This window comes from Kribbella yunnanensis (assembly GCF_039529655.1).
GTDB lineage: Bacteria > Actinomycetota > Actinomycetes > Propionibacteriales > Kribbellaceae > Kribbella > Kribbella yunnanensis.
Map to the genome: position 1 here is coordinate 12,233 of NZ_BAAANF010000006.1, position 15,126 is coordinate 27,358.

Below are 15,126 nucleotides of genomic sequence, written 5' to 3' on the forward strand. Positions count from 1 at the left end.
CGGTGGCCCCCGAACCCAGCGCGGGCTCGGGGGCTGCCGGGTCCTACCTCACCTGGTAGGCGGCTAGCGTCGTCTGCACCACCTTGTTGCCATCAGCATCTTTGGCGCTCGACCGCAGCGAGATCCAGCCTGTGGCGGGATGCTTGACCGTGGCCACGCCATTCGCGAGGACGGCGTTGGTCCACGTCTTGCCGTTGTCGGTCGAGTATTCGACCGACACGACCGTGGCCGACTGCCGGGCCGTGACGGGGATCCGGAAGGTTCGCCCACCCGGCGCGGTGTTGTCGAGGCGGACGGGCGGTTGCAGGCCGACTGTCACCAACGGCACCGGTTGCGCGGCCGCCGTCCGGCCGGAGCGGAAGGTCCACTCGGCGCTCACCTGGGTCGGTTGCCCCGTACGACGGGCAGTCGCAACCAGACGGTACGTCGCCTGCTCCCCCGCGACCTCGGTCGTCAACGGATCGCCAGGCCGGTCGGAATGAGCGATCTGCTGGTCGCCTCGCCAGAGGGTGGTTGATCCTTCGTAGCCCTCGTTGGACGCGCTCGCCGCGTGACCAGCGCCGTCGGAGACAAGCGGCAACCGGATCGACAACCCGTCACCGTCCCGGATCGCCTCGACAGCCGGCGCCGGGCCGGTGACTGGCGCGAGCCACGCGGTGCTGATCCGGCCGGGGCCTCGATTCAGCACGTCACTCCGATAGCGAGCGTTGTCGGTGAGCATTTCGTCCGTCCAGGTGATCGGAGCCGCTGACCTCAGCACGGTGCGCTGCAACGGCAGCGTGATCCGCTCGGCCCACTGGATTCCCAGCCGCCCCAGGTCTCCTGCCGACCCGACCGGCAGCACGGACACGACCTCGCCCGGTTTGCCGTGGTACGCCGTCTGCTCGGTGATCAGGTCGCGATCGCGGATCCGCCGGTCCATCGCCGCCGGAATCCCGCCCCGGTGACCGAACAGAACGTCATACCGGTAAGGGCTTTGCGGGCGTCCGGTCAGAGTCGCCCACGCACCGGCGTTCGCCACCAGCCTGCGAATACCGGGGCCATCGGCAACGACACTGGGAATGCTCGGCTCGTCACCCGGCCACGCGTTTTCGTCCGTCAGGTAGTTGAGCGTGGCCGCCGCGCCGAGCTCCGCCAACCGCTGGACCCGGGCGGCATAATCGCCAACCTCGTTCACATCCAGCGTGAACATCGCGAGCTTGCCCTTGACCTCGACCTGAGCGAGATCGGCTTCGGTGGCATGACCGACGTTCACCGTCCGAAGCTTGCGGCTCCCGATGAACCGCGTGTCGTCCCCGGAGGCCCAGTCCACCGGCATCGTCGTACCGCGCTGGTCGGTGATCACGACCTCATCGGCCTCGGTCGACGAGCCGTCCAGGAAACCGAGGTCCGCCGACGATCCCGCCGTCGGCACCGCGAAGGAGCGGTCGGCGAACCAGGACGAGAGGGTGCTCCGACCCGCCGCAGTCGTCGTCACCATCGCAAAGGTGCCGTTGGTCCGACCCGGTCGATCGACACGGTGACGTACCGGCTTCCCGGGCCGGGCGTCGATGGTGAGTACTCGATCGCTGTCGAGGCTGAGCTCCGGCTGCGCGTACGCCGTCACCGACGGAAGCGCATACCCGGCATTCGCCGTGTAGACGTAGGCACCGACCTGGTAGCGGCCCTTGGGCAGCCGCAGCTTCTCGCCAGGCTCGACCGGGAAGAGGTCGATCTCCGGGCGATCCAGATTGAGGATGCGAGCGGTCGCACTCGAGCCGGTCGCCGGAAGCACCGCACCGTTGCGATCGATGACCTTCAGCTCGAAGTCGAACGACTCCTCTTCCTTGTGCACACCGAACGGCGTCTGCACCACCACGCTGCCGTCAGCCGAGCGTGCAACGAGCCGCCCCTCGAACGTGCCCAGCCGCCCCAGCTTCGGGTCGATGGTCACGGTCGCCACGGCCTGCCCACCGGCCGGCACCGTGAGGGTGGCGGCATCGACCTTGGCGAACCCAGCGGGTGCATCCGGTACGTCGAGCTTCGTGGCCAGCGTGACCGCCGTCGTACCGAGGTTCCGGAAAATCACCTTGCGTGCAATGGGTTCGCGATCCGCATGCGGCCAGACCAGCCGACCGAACTGCAACGCCGCCGCATCAGTCACGACCTGCTGCCGATCAGCCCGGGCCACGTCGAGGCGACCGGCACCTTGAGCGAAGACCGAGATGCCGTCCAGCGGCTGCGCACTGCTCATCAGGACGGCCTTGAGCCGCTCGCCCGTCCACTCCGCGTGCTGCGCGGCGAGAATCGCGGCAGCCCCAGTCACGTGCGGCGCGGCCATCGACGTACCGGACAGCCGCGCGTAGTTCTCATCGACCGCGTCGTCATCGAGCGTGCCCTTCGCCCGGGCAGCCACGATGTCCGATCCCGGTGCGGCGATATCCGGCTTGAGCCCGTAGTCGCCGGCCCGCGGGCCAACCGACGAGAACTCGCTCAACTCGTCCTGCTTGGTGACACTGCCCACCGCGAGAGCACGATCGGCCGCGGCCGGACTCGACACCCGACCGCCAGGACCTGCGTTACCGGCCGCGACCACGAAGAGGGCGCCGGTGGCCGCCGAGATCCTGTTCAGTTCCGTCGAGAGCAGGTCGGTCCCGTCAGATGCGTCGCCGCCAAGACTCAGGTTGACCACCTTGGCGCCACTGTCCGCGGCCCACTGCATCCCGGCGATGATCGCGTCCCACGGGCAGCCTTCCCAGGTGCAGACCTTGCCGATCAGCAGCCCGGCGTCCTTGGCAACCCCGGTGTACTTGCCCTTCGACGCCGTACCGCGTCCGGTCGCGATCGACGCGACATGCGTCCCGTGACCGACCTCGTCCTGAATCCCCTCGCCGGTGAAGTCCTTGCTCGCGGCAACTGCACCCTGCAGGTCCGGATGCGCGGCGTCGTACCCGGTGTCCAGTACGGCGAGCTTCGCGCCCTTGCCACTGTGTCCGGCCTGCCACGCGGCCGGTGCGCCGACCTGCGGAACGCTAACGTCCAACGTGGGCTTAGCGCGCCCGTTCAACCAGACCCGCTTGATTCCGGCCGGCAACTGCTTCAACGCCTTACCCTTCGGCGCCGAAACGGCCGCCAAGTTCCCCTTCGCGAGCTGCCGGGTCATCCGGCCGAGTGTCCCGGCCGACCGGCGTCCATCGGTCTGCACCAGCAACGGAAGCGTCGGACTCTTCCCGTCCGCCAGGCCCCGCGCGATCAGCCCGGTCACGTCGAAGAGCGCACGATCCAACTTGCCGTCCCGAACCAGCTGCGCCACATCAGCCGGGATCACCGTCACTCCCCCAGGGCCGACGTTCTGGAGAAACCCGGTCCGCCGTCCAGCCCGCGGCTCGACCCGAACCTGCCAGGTCTTACCGTCAGGCCGGACCGCCACCTTGTCCCCGGTCACCAAGGTCACTACCTGCTCGGCTCCGGCCGGCTGGGCCGCGGCGGCATCCGCCGGCTGGCCAGGCAGCTGGTACACCAGCACCCCGACCCCGAGCAGGGCAGCCAAGGCCCCGACCACCAATCGTCGTCGTCTCATGCCCCCACAGGACGAAGACCTCCCCGCGAACGTTGGGTTCGGCTACCGAGGCCCGGTGCTCTCCCGGACGATGAGCTCTGCGGGGACCAGGTCACGAACGGCCGGCTCACCGCCGGCGATCTGCTCGGCCAGCTGGCGGAACGTCCGCCGGCCGACCTCGATGAAGTCCTGGCGGACAGTGGTCAGCGGCGGGCTGAAGTACGCCGCCTCCGGTACGTCGTCGAAGCCGACCACGTGGGCGTCCTTCGGGACCGCGATCCCAGCTTCGGAGAAGGCGCGCAGCAGGCCGAGCGCCATCTGGTCGTTGGCCACGAACACCGCGGTGAGGTCCTTCTCCTGGGCCAGCACCTGGCCTGCGGCGTACCCCGAGCGCGAGCTCCAGTCGCCGCGGACGATGCGTGGTGCCCGGACGCGGTGCCGCTTCAGGGTCTGCCGCCAGGCCGCTTCGCGATCCTGTGCCTCGAGCCAGTCGACCGGACCGGCCACATGCCAGACCGTCTTGTGACCGAGCGCGAGCAGGTGCTCGGTCGCACGACGTGCGCCGTCGGACTGGTCGACGGCGATCATCGGCACCGGCGCGGCCTGACCGCCGCCGACCGCGACCAGAGGGATGTCACGCGGTACAACCTCGAGCGACTTGCTCGCGGCCGCATGCGGCGCGATCACCACGATGCCCTCGACCGCCTGGCGACGCAGGTTCTCGATCGCGTCCGCGATGGCCGAAGTGTCCGGCGTACCGACGCTGGTGATCGTGACCGAGTACCCGGCCTCGCGCGCTGCGTGCTCGATGCCGTACAGCGTGCTGGCCGGGCCGTACAGGGTGGAGTCCAGGGTGACCACGCCGAGGATTCCGGTCTTGCCGGTGACCAGGGCGCGGGCCGCCGAGTTCGGCCGGTAGCTGAGCTTCTCGACGGCTGCGAGCACCCGGGCCCGGGTCGCGGCGCTCACCGGGCCGGTCTTGTTGACCACCCGGGAGACCGTCATGTGCGACACGCCCGCGAGATCGGCAACGTCGGTCAGACTCGCTTGCTTGCCGGTGCTCAATCCGAACCCCCTGGTTGCTGCTTACGTGCGCCAGAGGCCAGTGTTCGCGGTAACAACCCCGTGGTCAAGGACCATTACACAGTACGGATCTCGAGTCTCTGAACGCCGGGAGCGCGACCGGTCAGGTAGACCCGCAATCCGGCCGGGACGAGCGAGCCGTTGAGCATCCGGTACCGCTCCCCCGAATCCATCCGGACGCGCGCCGTCCCCGACCCCGGACCGAACTCGATCCGGTCGTCGCCGACCGTGTACACCCCGGTCCCGGACGCCAGCTGATAGTTGCCGGAATCATCGATCTCGTCGACCCCCGACAACACCCCACCCGGCCGGAAGCAGAGCTCGATCGCGTACGGCGCCTCGGATTCGGAGAGCTCGAAGGTCAGATCGAACCCGCTCTCCACCTCGGCCACGGTGATCACCGTCCGCAGTGTCCGGTAGTCCCGCGGCCGTTGACCGAAGTCCATCGACGCGTAGAACCGGCCGTCGGGTGTCAGCGCATATCGGCCGTCCGCAGCACGACGCTCTGGCGGCAACGGCTGGTAATACGGCACTGCGACCTCGGCCCCGAGCTCGACCACGGACGGCGATGACCGCCGCAGGTACTCGCTGTGGAAATGCCCGGTGCCGAAGAACTGCGGTGCGAGCCGGACCGAGTCGAGGATCGCATCCCCCTTGCGCAGCTTGAAGAAGGTCGGGTTGACCGAGAGGCCGGACGCGATCACCGGTACGTCGTGAAAGTCCGTCCCGCCGAAGATCGTCGCCGTACGGGTGTCCCGCCGGATCCGTACTGACGACTGCGACGGGAACTCCTGGACGAAGTCGGTCGACGGCTCGGTCACCGGCGGTAGCTTCGCGGCCAGCTCCGGCCGTTCGAGCACCTCAGCCCAGAAGTCGCCCAACTCGCCGGCACCTCGACGCTCGATGCCCTGAGCAACCGCGGCGAACCTGCCGTCCCCGTCCAGGATGGCCAGCTCGCGGTACTGGAGGAGGTAGCTCCAGACGTCTTGGATCTGGAACTGGTCCTGCCGGCGGGACGCGATCACATCCACCTCGCCGTTCGGCTCCAGCAGGTGCAGTGTCGCCTCGAGGTTGCGCCGGACGACCTCGACCAGCTCTGGCCGGTCCAGCAGCCAGGCGATCGTGAGCAGCGACGGATTCGTCACCGCGGATGCGTAGATCGAACTCCGCTCGCTGTAGATCCCGTCCGGACCCACATCGATCCCTTCGGCCAGCCACTCGTCGATCCGGTCGACGTACCGCTGGTCGGGCTGGATGTGGTTGATGCGGGCAACTGCCGCCGACACCTCCCAGCGATGGTTCGGCGTGTGCACTCCCCCGCTCGCCAATGCCGGGCCGGCCTTCGCCAGGATCTCGTGGATCGTTGCCGCGACCGCCTGATCGTCGTCCTTCAGCAACTCCCAGATCACACAGAGATCCTGGACCAGGAAGGCCGTGTCGGGCGGCGAATGCAGATTGCCGATGTCGTAGGTCCCGTCCGCGTGCTGGCTCGCCGCGAGCTCCCCGGATAGTTGCCGCAACAACTCCAGGACGGCCGGATCGTGACGGTACGACGACTCTCCGACGTACCCGGCCACGAGTCGCCGGAGCTCCCGCCCGACCTGTCTGGGATCGCTCCCAATCGCCGTACCGGCACGCTGCAGCCGCGTGATCTGCGCCTCGCCCGCAGTCGTCAGCAACCCCAGGAAATCGTGGTCCACCGCAGAACCCTTCCGCTCAGTAACCTTTTGTCAGGACTTAAATGTATATCGATACATCATTAGCTCTTGACGCGGTAAGCGCTTGCCTCCTAGCGTCCGACCGTCGCCTACCCGGGCTGCGTTGAACACAAGGAGAAAAACGATGAGCGGTTCCCTTCGGCGGTGGCGGTGGCTAGCGGCAGGCATGGCGACCGCGGCGGTGCTGACCGCCTGCGGTTCCGGGTCCGGCGACTCAGGTTCGGGTGACGCGAAGAAGATCACCTTCTGGCTGTCGACGGCCGCCCAGATCCAGGGATACACCGACCTGGCCAAGGAATTCCAGGCCAAGGAAGGCATCACCGTCGAGGTGGTGAACCAGCCGTACGACGGCTACCAGGACAAGCTGCGGCAGTCGGCCCAGGCCAACTCGCTGCCCGACGTCGCGAGCGTCCCGTCGCTCGACGCGCTGTGGATCAACCAGCTCCAGGACCTGGGCGCGACCGCGAACAACGAGACGAACAAGATCCGTAAGGACCTGATCACCGAGCAGGACGGCAAGGTGCTGGCGATCCCGTCCGACCTCACCGCGGCCGGGCTGTTCATCAACAAGACCCTGTTCACCAAGGCGGGAGTCGCCGTACCGGCCGATCCCAGCCAGACCTGGACGTGGGACGAGTTCCTCGCCGCCGCGACCAAGGTGCGGACCGCGACCGGTGCGAAGTACGACCTGGTCTACGACAACTCGGCGGCCCGGATCCGGGCGTTCATCTACAACAACGGCGGCAAGGGCTTCCAGCTCGGCGCCGACAACAAGTACCAGACGCCGGACGCCGCGACCGTGGCCGCGCTGACCAAGTTCAAGGCGATGAACGACGACAAGGTGATGCCGAAGTCGGTCTGGACCTCGGGCGGCGACCCGAACGCGCTGTTCAAGAGCGGTCAGGTGGTCGCGTACTTCTCCGGCGTCTGGCAGGTGCCGGACTTCGCCGAAGGCATCACGAACTTCGACTGGGCCAGCGCGCCGACGCCGGGTCCGGTGCACGCCACCGACATCAACCTCGGCGGCAAGGTCGTTGCCTTCAACAACAAGGACACCGCCGGCGCGGCGAAGAAGTGGGTCGACTTCCTGTTCCAGCGTGACAACTACACCAAGCTGGCGCAGGCCAACGGCTACCTGCCGGTCGAGTCCGGTCTGACGCTGACGTACCCGTTCAAGTCCAAGGCCGCGCAGGACGCCTTCGCGCTCTACGCCAAGGAGATCGAGCTCGCCGACCCGATCTCGTCGTCGGGCCAGGCCGCCGGGACCAAGCTGCTGCTCGCGGGCAAGGAAGCCGGCGAGGACCCGACCAAGGGCGAGCTGGCGAAGTTCGTCAACGGTGAGCAGGACGTCCAGAAGACGGTCGACAACATCGTCAACGGCCTCAACGCCTCGCTGGGCTGACGCCGGTGCAAGGAGTGTGGCCGCGCCGCCGCCTGAACCACTACACCGCAGCACCGCTGGCGCTCATCTCGATCAACCTGCTGCTGCTGATCACGTTCTTCGTCTGGCCGGCGGTGACCGGTCTGCTGTACTCGTTCACGAGTTACACCGGGATCGGCACCGCGCCGTACGTCGGACTGGACAACTACCAGCGGTTGTTGCAGGACGACGCGTTCTACTCGGCCCTGATCCGGACCCTGGTGTTCACGGCGGGCGTCGTACCGCTGACGCTGGTGCTCTCGCTGACCACGGCGGTGCTCTTGGTCACGAACTACACCAAGGGCAAGGCGGTCGCACGGATCATCTTCTTCCTGCCGTGGCTGATCTCGCCGATCATCGCGGGCGTCATCTGGCGCTGGATGTTCGGCGAGAACTTCGGCCTCGTCAACTACGTCATCACCTCGCTCGGCGGCAGCGAGGTGCCGTGGCAGTCGAACGCGAACCTGTCGATGCTCGTCGTCATCGTGGCCGCGGCCTGGGGCGGTACGGCGTTCAACATGCTGCTGTTCGTTGCCGCGCTCAAGAACGTGCCGACGGCGTACTACGAAGCGGCGTCGCTCGACGGCGCCGGCGGGTGGGCCAAGTTCCGGCACATCACTTTGCCCGCGATCGCGCCGACGACGTTCATCGTGGTGCTGCTGAGCGTGCTCGGCTCGATGAAGGAGTACGCGCTGATCCAGGCCATCAACGGCGGTGGTCCTGGAACGGCGAACAACCTGCTCGTCCAGTACATCTACACGAAGGGCTTCCAGCGGGCCCAGATCGGCTATGCGAGCGCGGCGTCGTTCGTGCTGATGCTGATCCTGATGGTGATCGCGCTCGTACAGCTCGCCCTCAACCGGCGGAAGGACTCCTGACATGGCCGCCACCGCCTCCACGGGCGAACTCCCGAAGAAGATCTGGGCGACCGCACTCCTGTGGCTCATGGTCGCCGTGTACGGCGTTCCGGTCCTCTGGTTCCTGCTCAGCTCGTTCAAGCCGGCCGGCGAGCTGTTCTCGTATCCGCTGACGGTCTTCCCCAAGCACCCGACCATCAAGGGTTTCACCCAGGCCTGGACGAGCTTCGACGTCGCGCACTACTTCGTCAACACCCTGATCGTCGCCGTCTCGGCCACCGTGCTCACCATCATCGCCAGCGCCGCCTGCGGCTACGCCCTGGCCAAGTACACCAACTGGTGGATCAAGGCCTTCGCCATCTGCATCCTGGCGACCACGATGCTCCCCGGCGAGGTCATCCTCGCGCCCCTGTTCCTGGTGGTGCGCAACCTCGGCATGTACAACAGCCTCGCGGCCGTCGTCGTACCGTCGGTGATCACAGCAACCGGCACCTTCATGTTCCGCCAGTTCTTCCTCACCGTCCCGAACGACTTGCTGGAAGCAGCCCGCATCGACGGCGCCAGCGAGCTGCAGACCCTGTTCCGGATCATGCTCCCGCTCTCCCGCCCGATCATGCTCACCCTGGCGATCTTCTCGTTCCAATGGCGCTGGAACGACTACATCTGGCCCCTGGTAGTCCTGAACGAGCCCAGCAAATACACCCTCCAGATCGGCGTAGCCACCATCGTCGGCGCCGAAAACGTCAACTGGTCAGTCCTCCTGGGCGCCTCGGTCCTCTCGATGATCCCCCTGGTAGCCCTCTACCTCGTCTTCCAGAAATACGTCATGAGCGCCGACATCGGAGCCGGCCTGAAGGACTAGCCGGTGCCTACGCCTTGTTCGCCGCGGAGTTGGGCGTCTTCGACGAGCTCCTCGGAGATTCGGTGGAGTTTGATGTTGCGTTGTTGGGAGAGTCTGGCGAGGAAGGCGAATGCGCGCTGGTCGGTGAGTGTGTAGCGCTCCATCAGGACGCCGATCGCCTTGCCGATGGTTCGGCGGGTGCGTAGTGCGTCCTGCAGGCTGTGGATCTCCCGGGCGTACTCGATCGCAACGGCCGACTGGTGGGTGAACAGGGCGCCGACGGCTCCGAGATCCTCGAACGAGCCGACGCTCGTCGAGTAGAGGTTCAATGCCCCTTGAGATTTCGGTGCGTCGAACAACCGCAGACCGGCCTGCGCCAGAATCCCGGCCGCGACCGCACTCGCGGCGTACTGGGGGAACCTCGGGTCGGCGGCCAGGTCCGGTGACAGGACATGCACACCGTCCGTCGCGGCGTCGTAACAGGGACCCTCACGCAACTCGTACTGCGCCGCATCCACACCCCACAGCACATCGCTGGTCGGCGCGATCGTCTCGAGCCTGCCGTCGCTGTGCTTCACCGTGATACTGGCGTACTCGACCTCCGGCAGCACCTCGACGGCCGCGGCCGTGATCCGACTCAGCGTGTGGTCGAGGTCACCGGCTGTCAGTGACCTCGACAATCGCTCAGCTGCCTGCAGAAGTCCTGTTGCATCCATAGCCGCTCAGTACCCGCGGCCGCCAAGCCCTACTCACAGCAGTACGGCGCCCTCCGTGTCGTAGAACTGGCCTGGGTTCTGGTACATCCACGCGATGTTGGCCGGGCTCACGGGTGTGTCGAAGAGCCGAAGACTGTCCATGTCGGCAACGGAATCGTCGTCGCCGTCGCCCCCGATGACGATCTGGGTCGGGACTCGCAGAGCACCGACGTCGTAGGTGAGAGCAGTGACCCGCTCACCGTTCAGGAAGAACTGGGTCCGCTGACCGTTGCACGAGGCAGCGACATGGGTCCAGGTCTCGTGCGGAATCGGGGCCGAGCTGATCGAGATCGCGCCGGTGTTGCCATCGGCGCCGAACAGGCGGGTCCAGAGATTCCCCCAGAGGCGTCCCGCGTGGGCGACCTCGTGTTCCTCGTTGCGGAGCACCAGAAAGCGCGCACCAGAAGGTTCCTCCCGGCACCGCACCCACGCGCTGAAGGCCCAGCCCTTGGGGTTCTCGGGCCAGTCGATCGAGCCCGTCACACTGCCGCCGGAACCGCTGGCGGCCAAGGCAGCACCGTGCACACCCTGGATCCACGAACCGGCCGAGGTCCGGGTGAGCGGGCTCGCGGCCGGCGACTTGCTCTTGACCGTGGTGCCGCCGTTCTCGTTGAAGTCGACGACCAGGCGAGCGATGTTCAGCGGCCGCGACGGGTAGTTGGTCGGCGGGCCGGCCCAGTAGGTGTCGGCGACCTCGCGCAGGAAGTTCTTGGTCAGCGTGAGGTAGTTCCAGGTGACCTCACCGCCGGTGTTCTTGTCACCGCCGACGTACAGGACCTTGAGCCCGTTGACCGTCGGTGTCAGATGCGGGAAGCCGTTGCCGGTCGACGTCGTCTGCTGCGACAGCGAGCCGATCCGGATGCCGACGTACGTCGGGTTCATCGAGATGTGCACGGGGACGAACTCGCCGTGCACGAGTTCCGCCGTACTGGTCACGGACTTGGTGCCGTAGGCAATCGTCACCCAGGTCGCGGTGACCGTGCGGTCGGCGTTGACGACCACCCGGACGCGCGAGTTCCCGGCCAGGTCGTCGATCGCCAGGATCGGCTCCGGGCTGCTCGGTACGACGTCCAGCCGGACCCACCCGGTGATCGCCAGCCGGTCGCAGTCCGGCAGGTTGACCGGGCCGGACGCTCCGGCCTGGCTCGCGCTCGAGACCAGCGCCCGACCGTACATCCCGTAGGTATAGGCCGCCGATGCCGTCGGAATCAGATGCCGGCCGTAGATGCTCCGGTCGCTGGCCTCGTTGTCGAACGGGTAGATCGCCAGCTGCAGATCGATCTGCTCCTGCCCGACAACCGTTGCCCAGTACGACGATTCGATCGGATCGTTCCACCAGCGGAAGTCGTCGACGACGCCGTTCAGCGTCTCGTCGCCCTCGATGACATTCCGGCCGACCTCGACCGTGACGTCACCCGCGTAGTCGAAGTCGAGGGTGAGATCGGCCTCGGTCAGCACCACGGTCCCGTCTACGACGATCTTCACCCACTCGTCGCCGGGACCCGTGGTCCGGTTGACCACCAGCATCACGTGGTGCTCGGCGCCGTCCCGGATGCTGGTGGTCGTCGCATACGTCGTCCCCTCGATCCAGGCCTCGACGTGCCCGGCCGCGTTGGACGCGTACAGCGCCACGTTGAGGTCGTCATCACTCGAGACCGACACCAGGCAGCGCGCCGCCGCGGTGTTGTTGTTCAGTCGTACCCACGCGGCGAGGCTGATCCCGCCGTCGGTGTTGGTCGGGTACGTGTCGTCCTCGGCAACGATGCGCAGCGCGCCACCGGTGCAGTTCAGACCATCGCCGTACTTCGCCGGGACAATCGTTGCCGACCCCACGACTTTGCCGTGTAAGCCGTACCCGGCGAGATCTCGGACCGTGTCACCCCACACGGTCTCCGGATTGAAGCTGTATCCCGCGGCCTGTGCCATGCCGCCCCACCCCCATTTTGTTGGCGGCAGCGTACGACGCCAACGCCCGCAGCACGATCGGTCGGGCGAGATTTCTGCGGGTGGTGATGATGCGTGTCCGCGGTCAGACGCACAGTGACAGTTCGCCGGCCAGCCAGGGGCCGTTGGCAACGATGTCGGGCTTACGGCTCCGGGGTGCCGGTCGGGGTCGGCGACGGGGTGGGCGTGGGAGTCGGCGAGGGCGTGGGTGACGGAGTCGGCGTCGGCGTCGGGCTGGGAGTCGGCGTCAGGCTGGGCGTCGGAGTCGGCGTCGGCGTGGGAGTCGGCGTCGGGGTGGGAGTCGGCGTCGCGCTCGGCGCGGTCGACGGTGTGGTCGAAGGCGGCCGGGTGGTCTCGCTGGACTGCGTCGGCGCGGTCGGGCCCGGTGTGTTCGACGTACTGACGCTGCTGCTCGGACGCGGCCCGATGTCGACCGTCGGCGGCAGGTCATCACCGCGGTTCGCCAGTACGACGGCAGCGGTGATCGCACCGGCGATGATGAGCACGCTGGCGGCGGCGATCAGCCAGGTCGTCCGCTGCTTCGGCGCGGCCTTCGTCGGCACCACAGGCGCGGGTGCGGGTACGGCTGCGGGCATGAGTGGTTCGGTGGGCCGATTGGTGACAGCCGGCATCCAATTGCCCGCAGCGAGTTGCGCGGCCGTCGGACGCTCCGCCGGATCCTTGGCGAGCATCTGCAGCAGCACGCCCTCGAACGGCCCGGCCAACTCAGGGCGCAGCTCACTGGGCGGAACCGGCTCGGCGTCCACATGCTGATAGAGCACCGCCGTCGGATGATCGCCCATGAACGGCGGCCGGCCGGTGACCAGCTCGTACAGAACGCATCCCAGCGCGTAGATGTCCGCCTCGGGACCGGACTGCAGACCCTGCGCACGCTCCGGCGCCAAGTAATAAGGACTACCCAGGATCTGACCGGTCATCGTCAGCTCACTGGTTTCGGCCCCCGGCATCTGCGCGATACCGAAGTCCGCGACCTTGACCGTCCCATCCGCCGTGACCAGCAGGTTGCTGGGCTTGATATCACGGTGAATGACGTCCTGGGCGTGGGCGGCCATCAGTCCGGCGGCAGCCTGCTCGACTATCGTGGTCGCCCGCTGCCACGACAACGGTCCGCTGTCAGCGAGCTCGCCGGAGACCGAACGGCCCTCGACCAGCTCCATCACCAGGTAGAAGGCGTCGTCGTGCTGGCCGAAGTCGTAGACCGCGACGATGTGGGGATCGCTCAACCGGGCGGCCGCCCGCGCCTCCCGGCGGAAGCGCTCGGAGGCCGATGGATCCGCGCTGGACCGGAGCATCGTCTTCACCGCGACCACCCGACCCAGTGCCTCGTCGGTGGCGCGATGCACCTCCCCCATGCCGCCACGCCCAAGAGACGCGCCTAGCCGGTACCGCCCTGCGATCAACATCCGTTCCTCGTACCCACCCCGTCGACACGGCAACCCGCTCGCCCGGGCGCCAAACGACGAGACTACCTGGAGCGACCAAACACTTCAGAATCGCGCGCGAAACGCCTCGATCGTGAGCGCAGCGAACCGGCGTGACGCCGTACGACGTTGCTGCGCTGTCCGACCCGGGATGCCGTCGGGCTCGGCCAGCCCGTCGTCGACGACCTGGCGGCAGATCCGCACCTGCTCGGCGAACGCCTCGACCGCGAGATCCTGCTTGGTCGGGAAGTGCCGGTACAGCGTCGCCGGTCCGACTCCTGCCTGCCGGGCGATCTCCCGCATCGTCACTGTCATCCCCTCGGCCGCGAACAGCCGGTACGCCGCCGCGACGATCCGGTCGCGGTTGTCCGCGGCGTCGGCGCGCAGGGAACGAGACAGTTCGACGGTCATCGCTCTCACTCTACCTAACCGGACGCAGGCGTCCGTTAACGTCCGAAGCACCGGCAGACAGACTCAGAGGGAGCAGATCAGTGAGAGCAGTTGCGGTCCGGACATTCGGAGCACCGGACGGGATGGCGGTGGTCGACGTACCGGCGCCGGACCCTGGCCCCGGGCAGGTGAGCATCGCGGTCGAGGCCATCGGCGTGGGTGGCGTCGACGCCGTGATCCGGCGCGGCACGCTTGCCGGGTACGGCTTCGGTACCGGCCACATCCTCGGCTCGGAGGTCGCCGGAACCGTGAGCGCGGTCGGCGCGGAGGTCGATTCGTCCTGGATCGGGGAACGGGTCTGGGCCTTCACCGGCACCGGCGGCGGGTACGTCGAACAGGCCGTCGCGGCGGTCGACCACCTCGAACGGATTCCCGCGGGCCTGACGAACGAGGCGGCTGTTGCACTCGGCAGCTCCGGCGCAGTGGCCCATTTCGCCTTACAGCACGCGCATTTCGCCCCTGGCGAGTCTGTCCTGATCCGAGGAGCCGCGGGCAGCATCGGCCTGCTCGCTGTGCAACTCGCAGCCGCCGCCTCCGCGGTCGCGGTGACCACCTCGTCCCCCGACCGCGGTCACCGCCTCCGCGAGCTCGGTGCGACCCACGTGCTCGATCGCTCAGGCGCCGGCGACGGCCCCGCGACGTACGACGTCATCCTCGATGTGGTCGCCGGACCGGACCTGCCAACCTTCCTCCCGAGGCTCTCCCCCAACGGCCGGCTGGTCGTGCTCGGCGTCGTCGGCGGTCCGCTACCGGCCGATCTCACCGAGCACCTGATGCGGTCGTTCCAGCGATCGTTGTCGCTGGCAACGTTCAGCCTGGACACGATCGACTTGCCGGCCCGCGCACGCGTCCGCCGGGACCAGTTCGCGGCCGCGGCCCGTGGCGAACTCCAAGCCGTGGTTCACGACGTCCTCTCGCTGGACGAAGCCGCCAAGGCGCACGAGCAGATGGACGCCGGCCACGTCTTCGGACGGATCGTTCTCAAACCCTGATGTGCATCGGCTGTCCGGTATTGGTCGCCAGGCGTTCATTACGTTCTGGGCCTAAAGGATTGCCCTGCGTGAAAGCTTCGGCTGTT

At 67.5% G+C, this 15,126-nt stretch carries 11 protein-coding genes; 4 read left to right on the top strand and 7 right to left on the bottom strand.

The window, feature by feature from the left end; all coding sequences use genetic code 11:
• Nucleotides 1-43: 43 nt before the first annotated feature.
• The 3 genes from ABD231_RS09635 to ABD231_RS09645 all read right to left on the bottom strand — a co-directional run bounded on the left by ABD231_RS09635 (nucleotide 44) and on the right by ABD231_RS09645 (nucleotide 6,321).
• Nucleotides 44-3,559, bottom strand: coding sequence for a S8 family serine peptidase (locus tag ABD231_RS09635; protein WP_344148351.1), 3,516 nt, complete (start codon nucleotides 3,557-3,559; stop codon nucleotides 44-46).
• 42 nt (nucleotides 3,560-3,601) lie between these two features.
• Nucleotides 3,602-4,603: a LacI family DNA-binding transcriptional regulator gene (locus ABD231_RS09640; RefSeq protein ID WP_344148354.1), complete on the bottom strand. Its 1,002-nt coding sequence runs from the start codon at nucleotides 4,601-4,603 to the stop codon at nucleotides 3,602-3,604.
• Nucleotides 4,604-4,677: 74 nt separating this feature from the next.
• Complete coding sequence (locus ABD231_RS09645) at nucleotides 4,678-6,321, bottom strand: hypothetical protein (protein ID WP_344148357.1); 1,644 nt, start codon at nucleotides 6,319-6,321, stop codon at nucleotides 4,678-4,680.
• Between the two features lie 142 nt (nucleotides 6,322-6,463).
• Between ABD231_RS09645 and ABD231_RS09650 the strand changes: the two genes are divergently transcribed.
• The 3 genes from ABD231_RS09650 to ABD231_RS09660 are packed head-to-tail and all read left to right on the top strand — an operon-like array spanning nucleotide 6,464 to nucleotide 9,478.
• A complete protein-coding gene (locus ABD231_RS09650) occupies nucleotides 6,464-7,741 on the top strand; it encodes an ABC transporter substrate-binding protein (protein WP_344148360.1) in 1,278 nt (425 codons plus the stop codon).
• A 5-nt stretch (nucleotides 7,742-7,746) separates the two neighbouring features.
• Nucleotides 7,747-8,637: a carbohydrate ABC transporter permease gene (locus tag ABD231_RS09655; protein WP_344148363.1), complete on the top strand. Its 891-nt coding sequence runs from the start codon at nucleotides 7,747-7,749 to the stop codon at nucleotides 8,635-8,637.
• A gap of 1 nt (nucleotide 8,638) precedes the next feature.
• Nucleotides 8,639-9,478 (top strand): carbohydrate ABC transporter permease, encoded by an 840-nt coding sequence (locus ABD231_RS09660; protein WP_344148366.1) that lies wholly within the window; start codon nucleotides 8,639-8,641, stop codon nucleotides 9,476-9,478.
• Here the strand turns inward: ABD231_RS09660 and ABD231_RS09665 are convergent.
• The 4 genes from ABD231_RS09665 to ABD231_RS09680 all read right to left on the bottom strand — a co-directional run bounded on the left by ABD231_RS09665 (nucleotide 9,475) and on the right by ABD231_RS09680 (nucleotide 14,009).
• Nucleotides 9,475-10,173 (bottom strand): GAF and ANTAR domain-containing protein, encoded by a 699-nt coding sequence (locus tag ABD231_RS09665; RefSeq protein ID WP_344148369.1) that lies wholly within the window; start codon nucleotides 10,171-10,173, stop codon nucleotides 9,475-9,477. The two genes, ABD231_RS09660 and ABD231_RS09665, sit on opposite strands and share 4 nt — an antisense overlap.
• Before the next feature lie 33 nt (nucleotides 10,174-10,206).
• Nucleotides 10,207-12,138: a LamG-like jellyroll fold domain-containing protein gene (locus ABD231_RS09670; protein ID WP_344148372.1), complete on the bottom strand. Its 1,932-nt coding sequence runs from the start codon at nucleotides 12,136-12,138 to the stop codon at nucleotides 10,207-10,209.
• A gap of 161 nt (nucleotides 12,139-12,299) precedes the next feature.
• Nucleotides 12,300-13,580 carry a serine/threonine-protein kinase gene (locus ABD231_RS09675; protein WP_344148375.1) on the bottom strand — a complete coding sequence of 427 codons (1,281 nt, stop codon included), beginning with the start codon at nucleotides 13,578-13,580 and terminating at the stop codon, nucleotides 12,300-12,302.
• Nucleotides 13,581-13,664: 84 nt separating this feature from the next.
• Nucleotides 13,665-14,009, bottom strand: a complete 345-nt coding sequence (locus tag ABD231_RS09680) for a TetR/AcrR family transcriptional regulator (protein ID WP_344148378.1) — start codon at nucleotides 14,007-14,009, stop codon at nucleotides 13,665-13,667.
• Between the two features lie 80 nt (nucleotides 14,010-14,089).
• Here ABD231_RS09680 and ABD231_RS09685 point away from each other — a divergent pair, with 80 nt between their 5' ends.
• Nucleotides 14,090-15,040 (top strand): zinc-binding dehydrogenase, encoded by a 951-nt coding sequence (locus ABD231_RS09685; protein WP_344148381.1) that lies wholly within the window; start codon nucleotides 14,090-14,092, stop codon nucleotides 15,038-15,040.
• Nucleotides 15,041-15,126: the final 86 nt, after the last annotated feature.

Coding starts and splice junctions, on each gene's coding strand:
- ABD231_RS09635 (WP_344148351.1), bottom strand. CDS start 3,559: ATGAGACGACGACGATTGGTGGTCGGGGCCTTGGCTGCCCTGCTCGGG.
- ABD231_RS09650 (WP_344148360.1), top strand. CDS start 6,464: ATGAGCGGTTCCCTTCGGCGGTGGCGGTGGCTAGCGGCAGGCATGGCG.
- ABD231_RS09660 (WP_344148366.1), top strand. CDS start 8,639: ATGGCCGCCACCGCCTCCACGGGCGAACTCCCGAAGAAGATCTGGGCG.
- ABD231_RS09665 (WP_344148369.1), bottom strand. CDS start 10,173: ATGGATGCAACAGGACTTCTGCAGGCAGCTGAGCGATTGTCGAGGTCA.
- ABD231_RS09670 (WP_344148372.1), bottom strand. CDS start 12,138: ATGGCACAGGCCGCGGGATACAGCTTCAATCCGGAGACCGTGTGGGGT.
- ABD231_RS09675 (WP_344148375.1), bottom strand. CDS start 13,580: ATGTTGATCGCAGGGCGGTACCGGCTAGGCGCGTCTCTTGGGCGTGGC.
- ABD231_RS09680 (WP_344148378.1), bottom strand. CDS start 14,009: ATGACCGTCGAACTGTCTCGTTCCCTGCGCGCCGACGCCGCGGACAAC.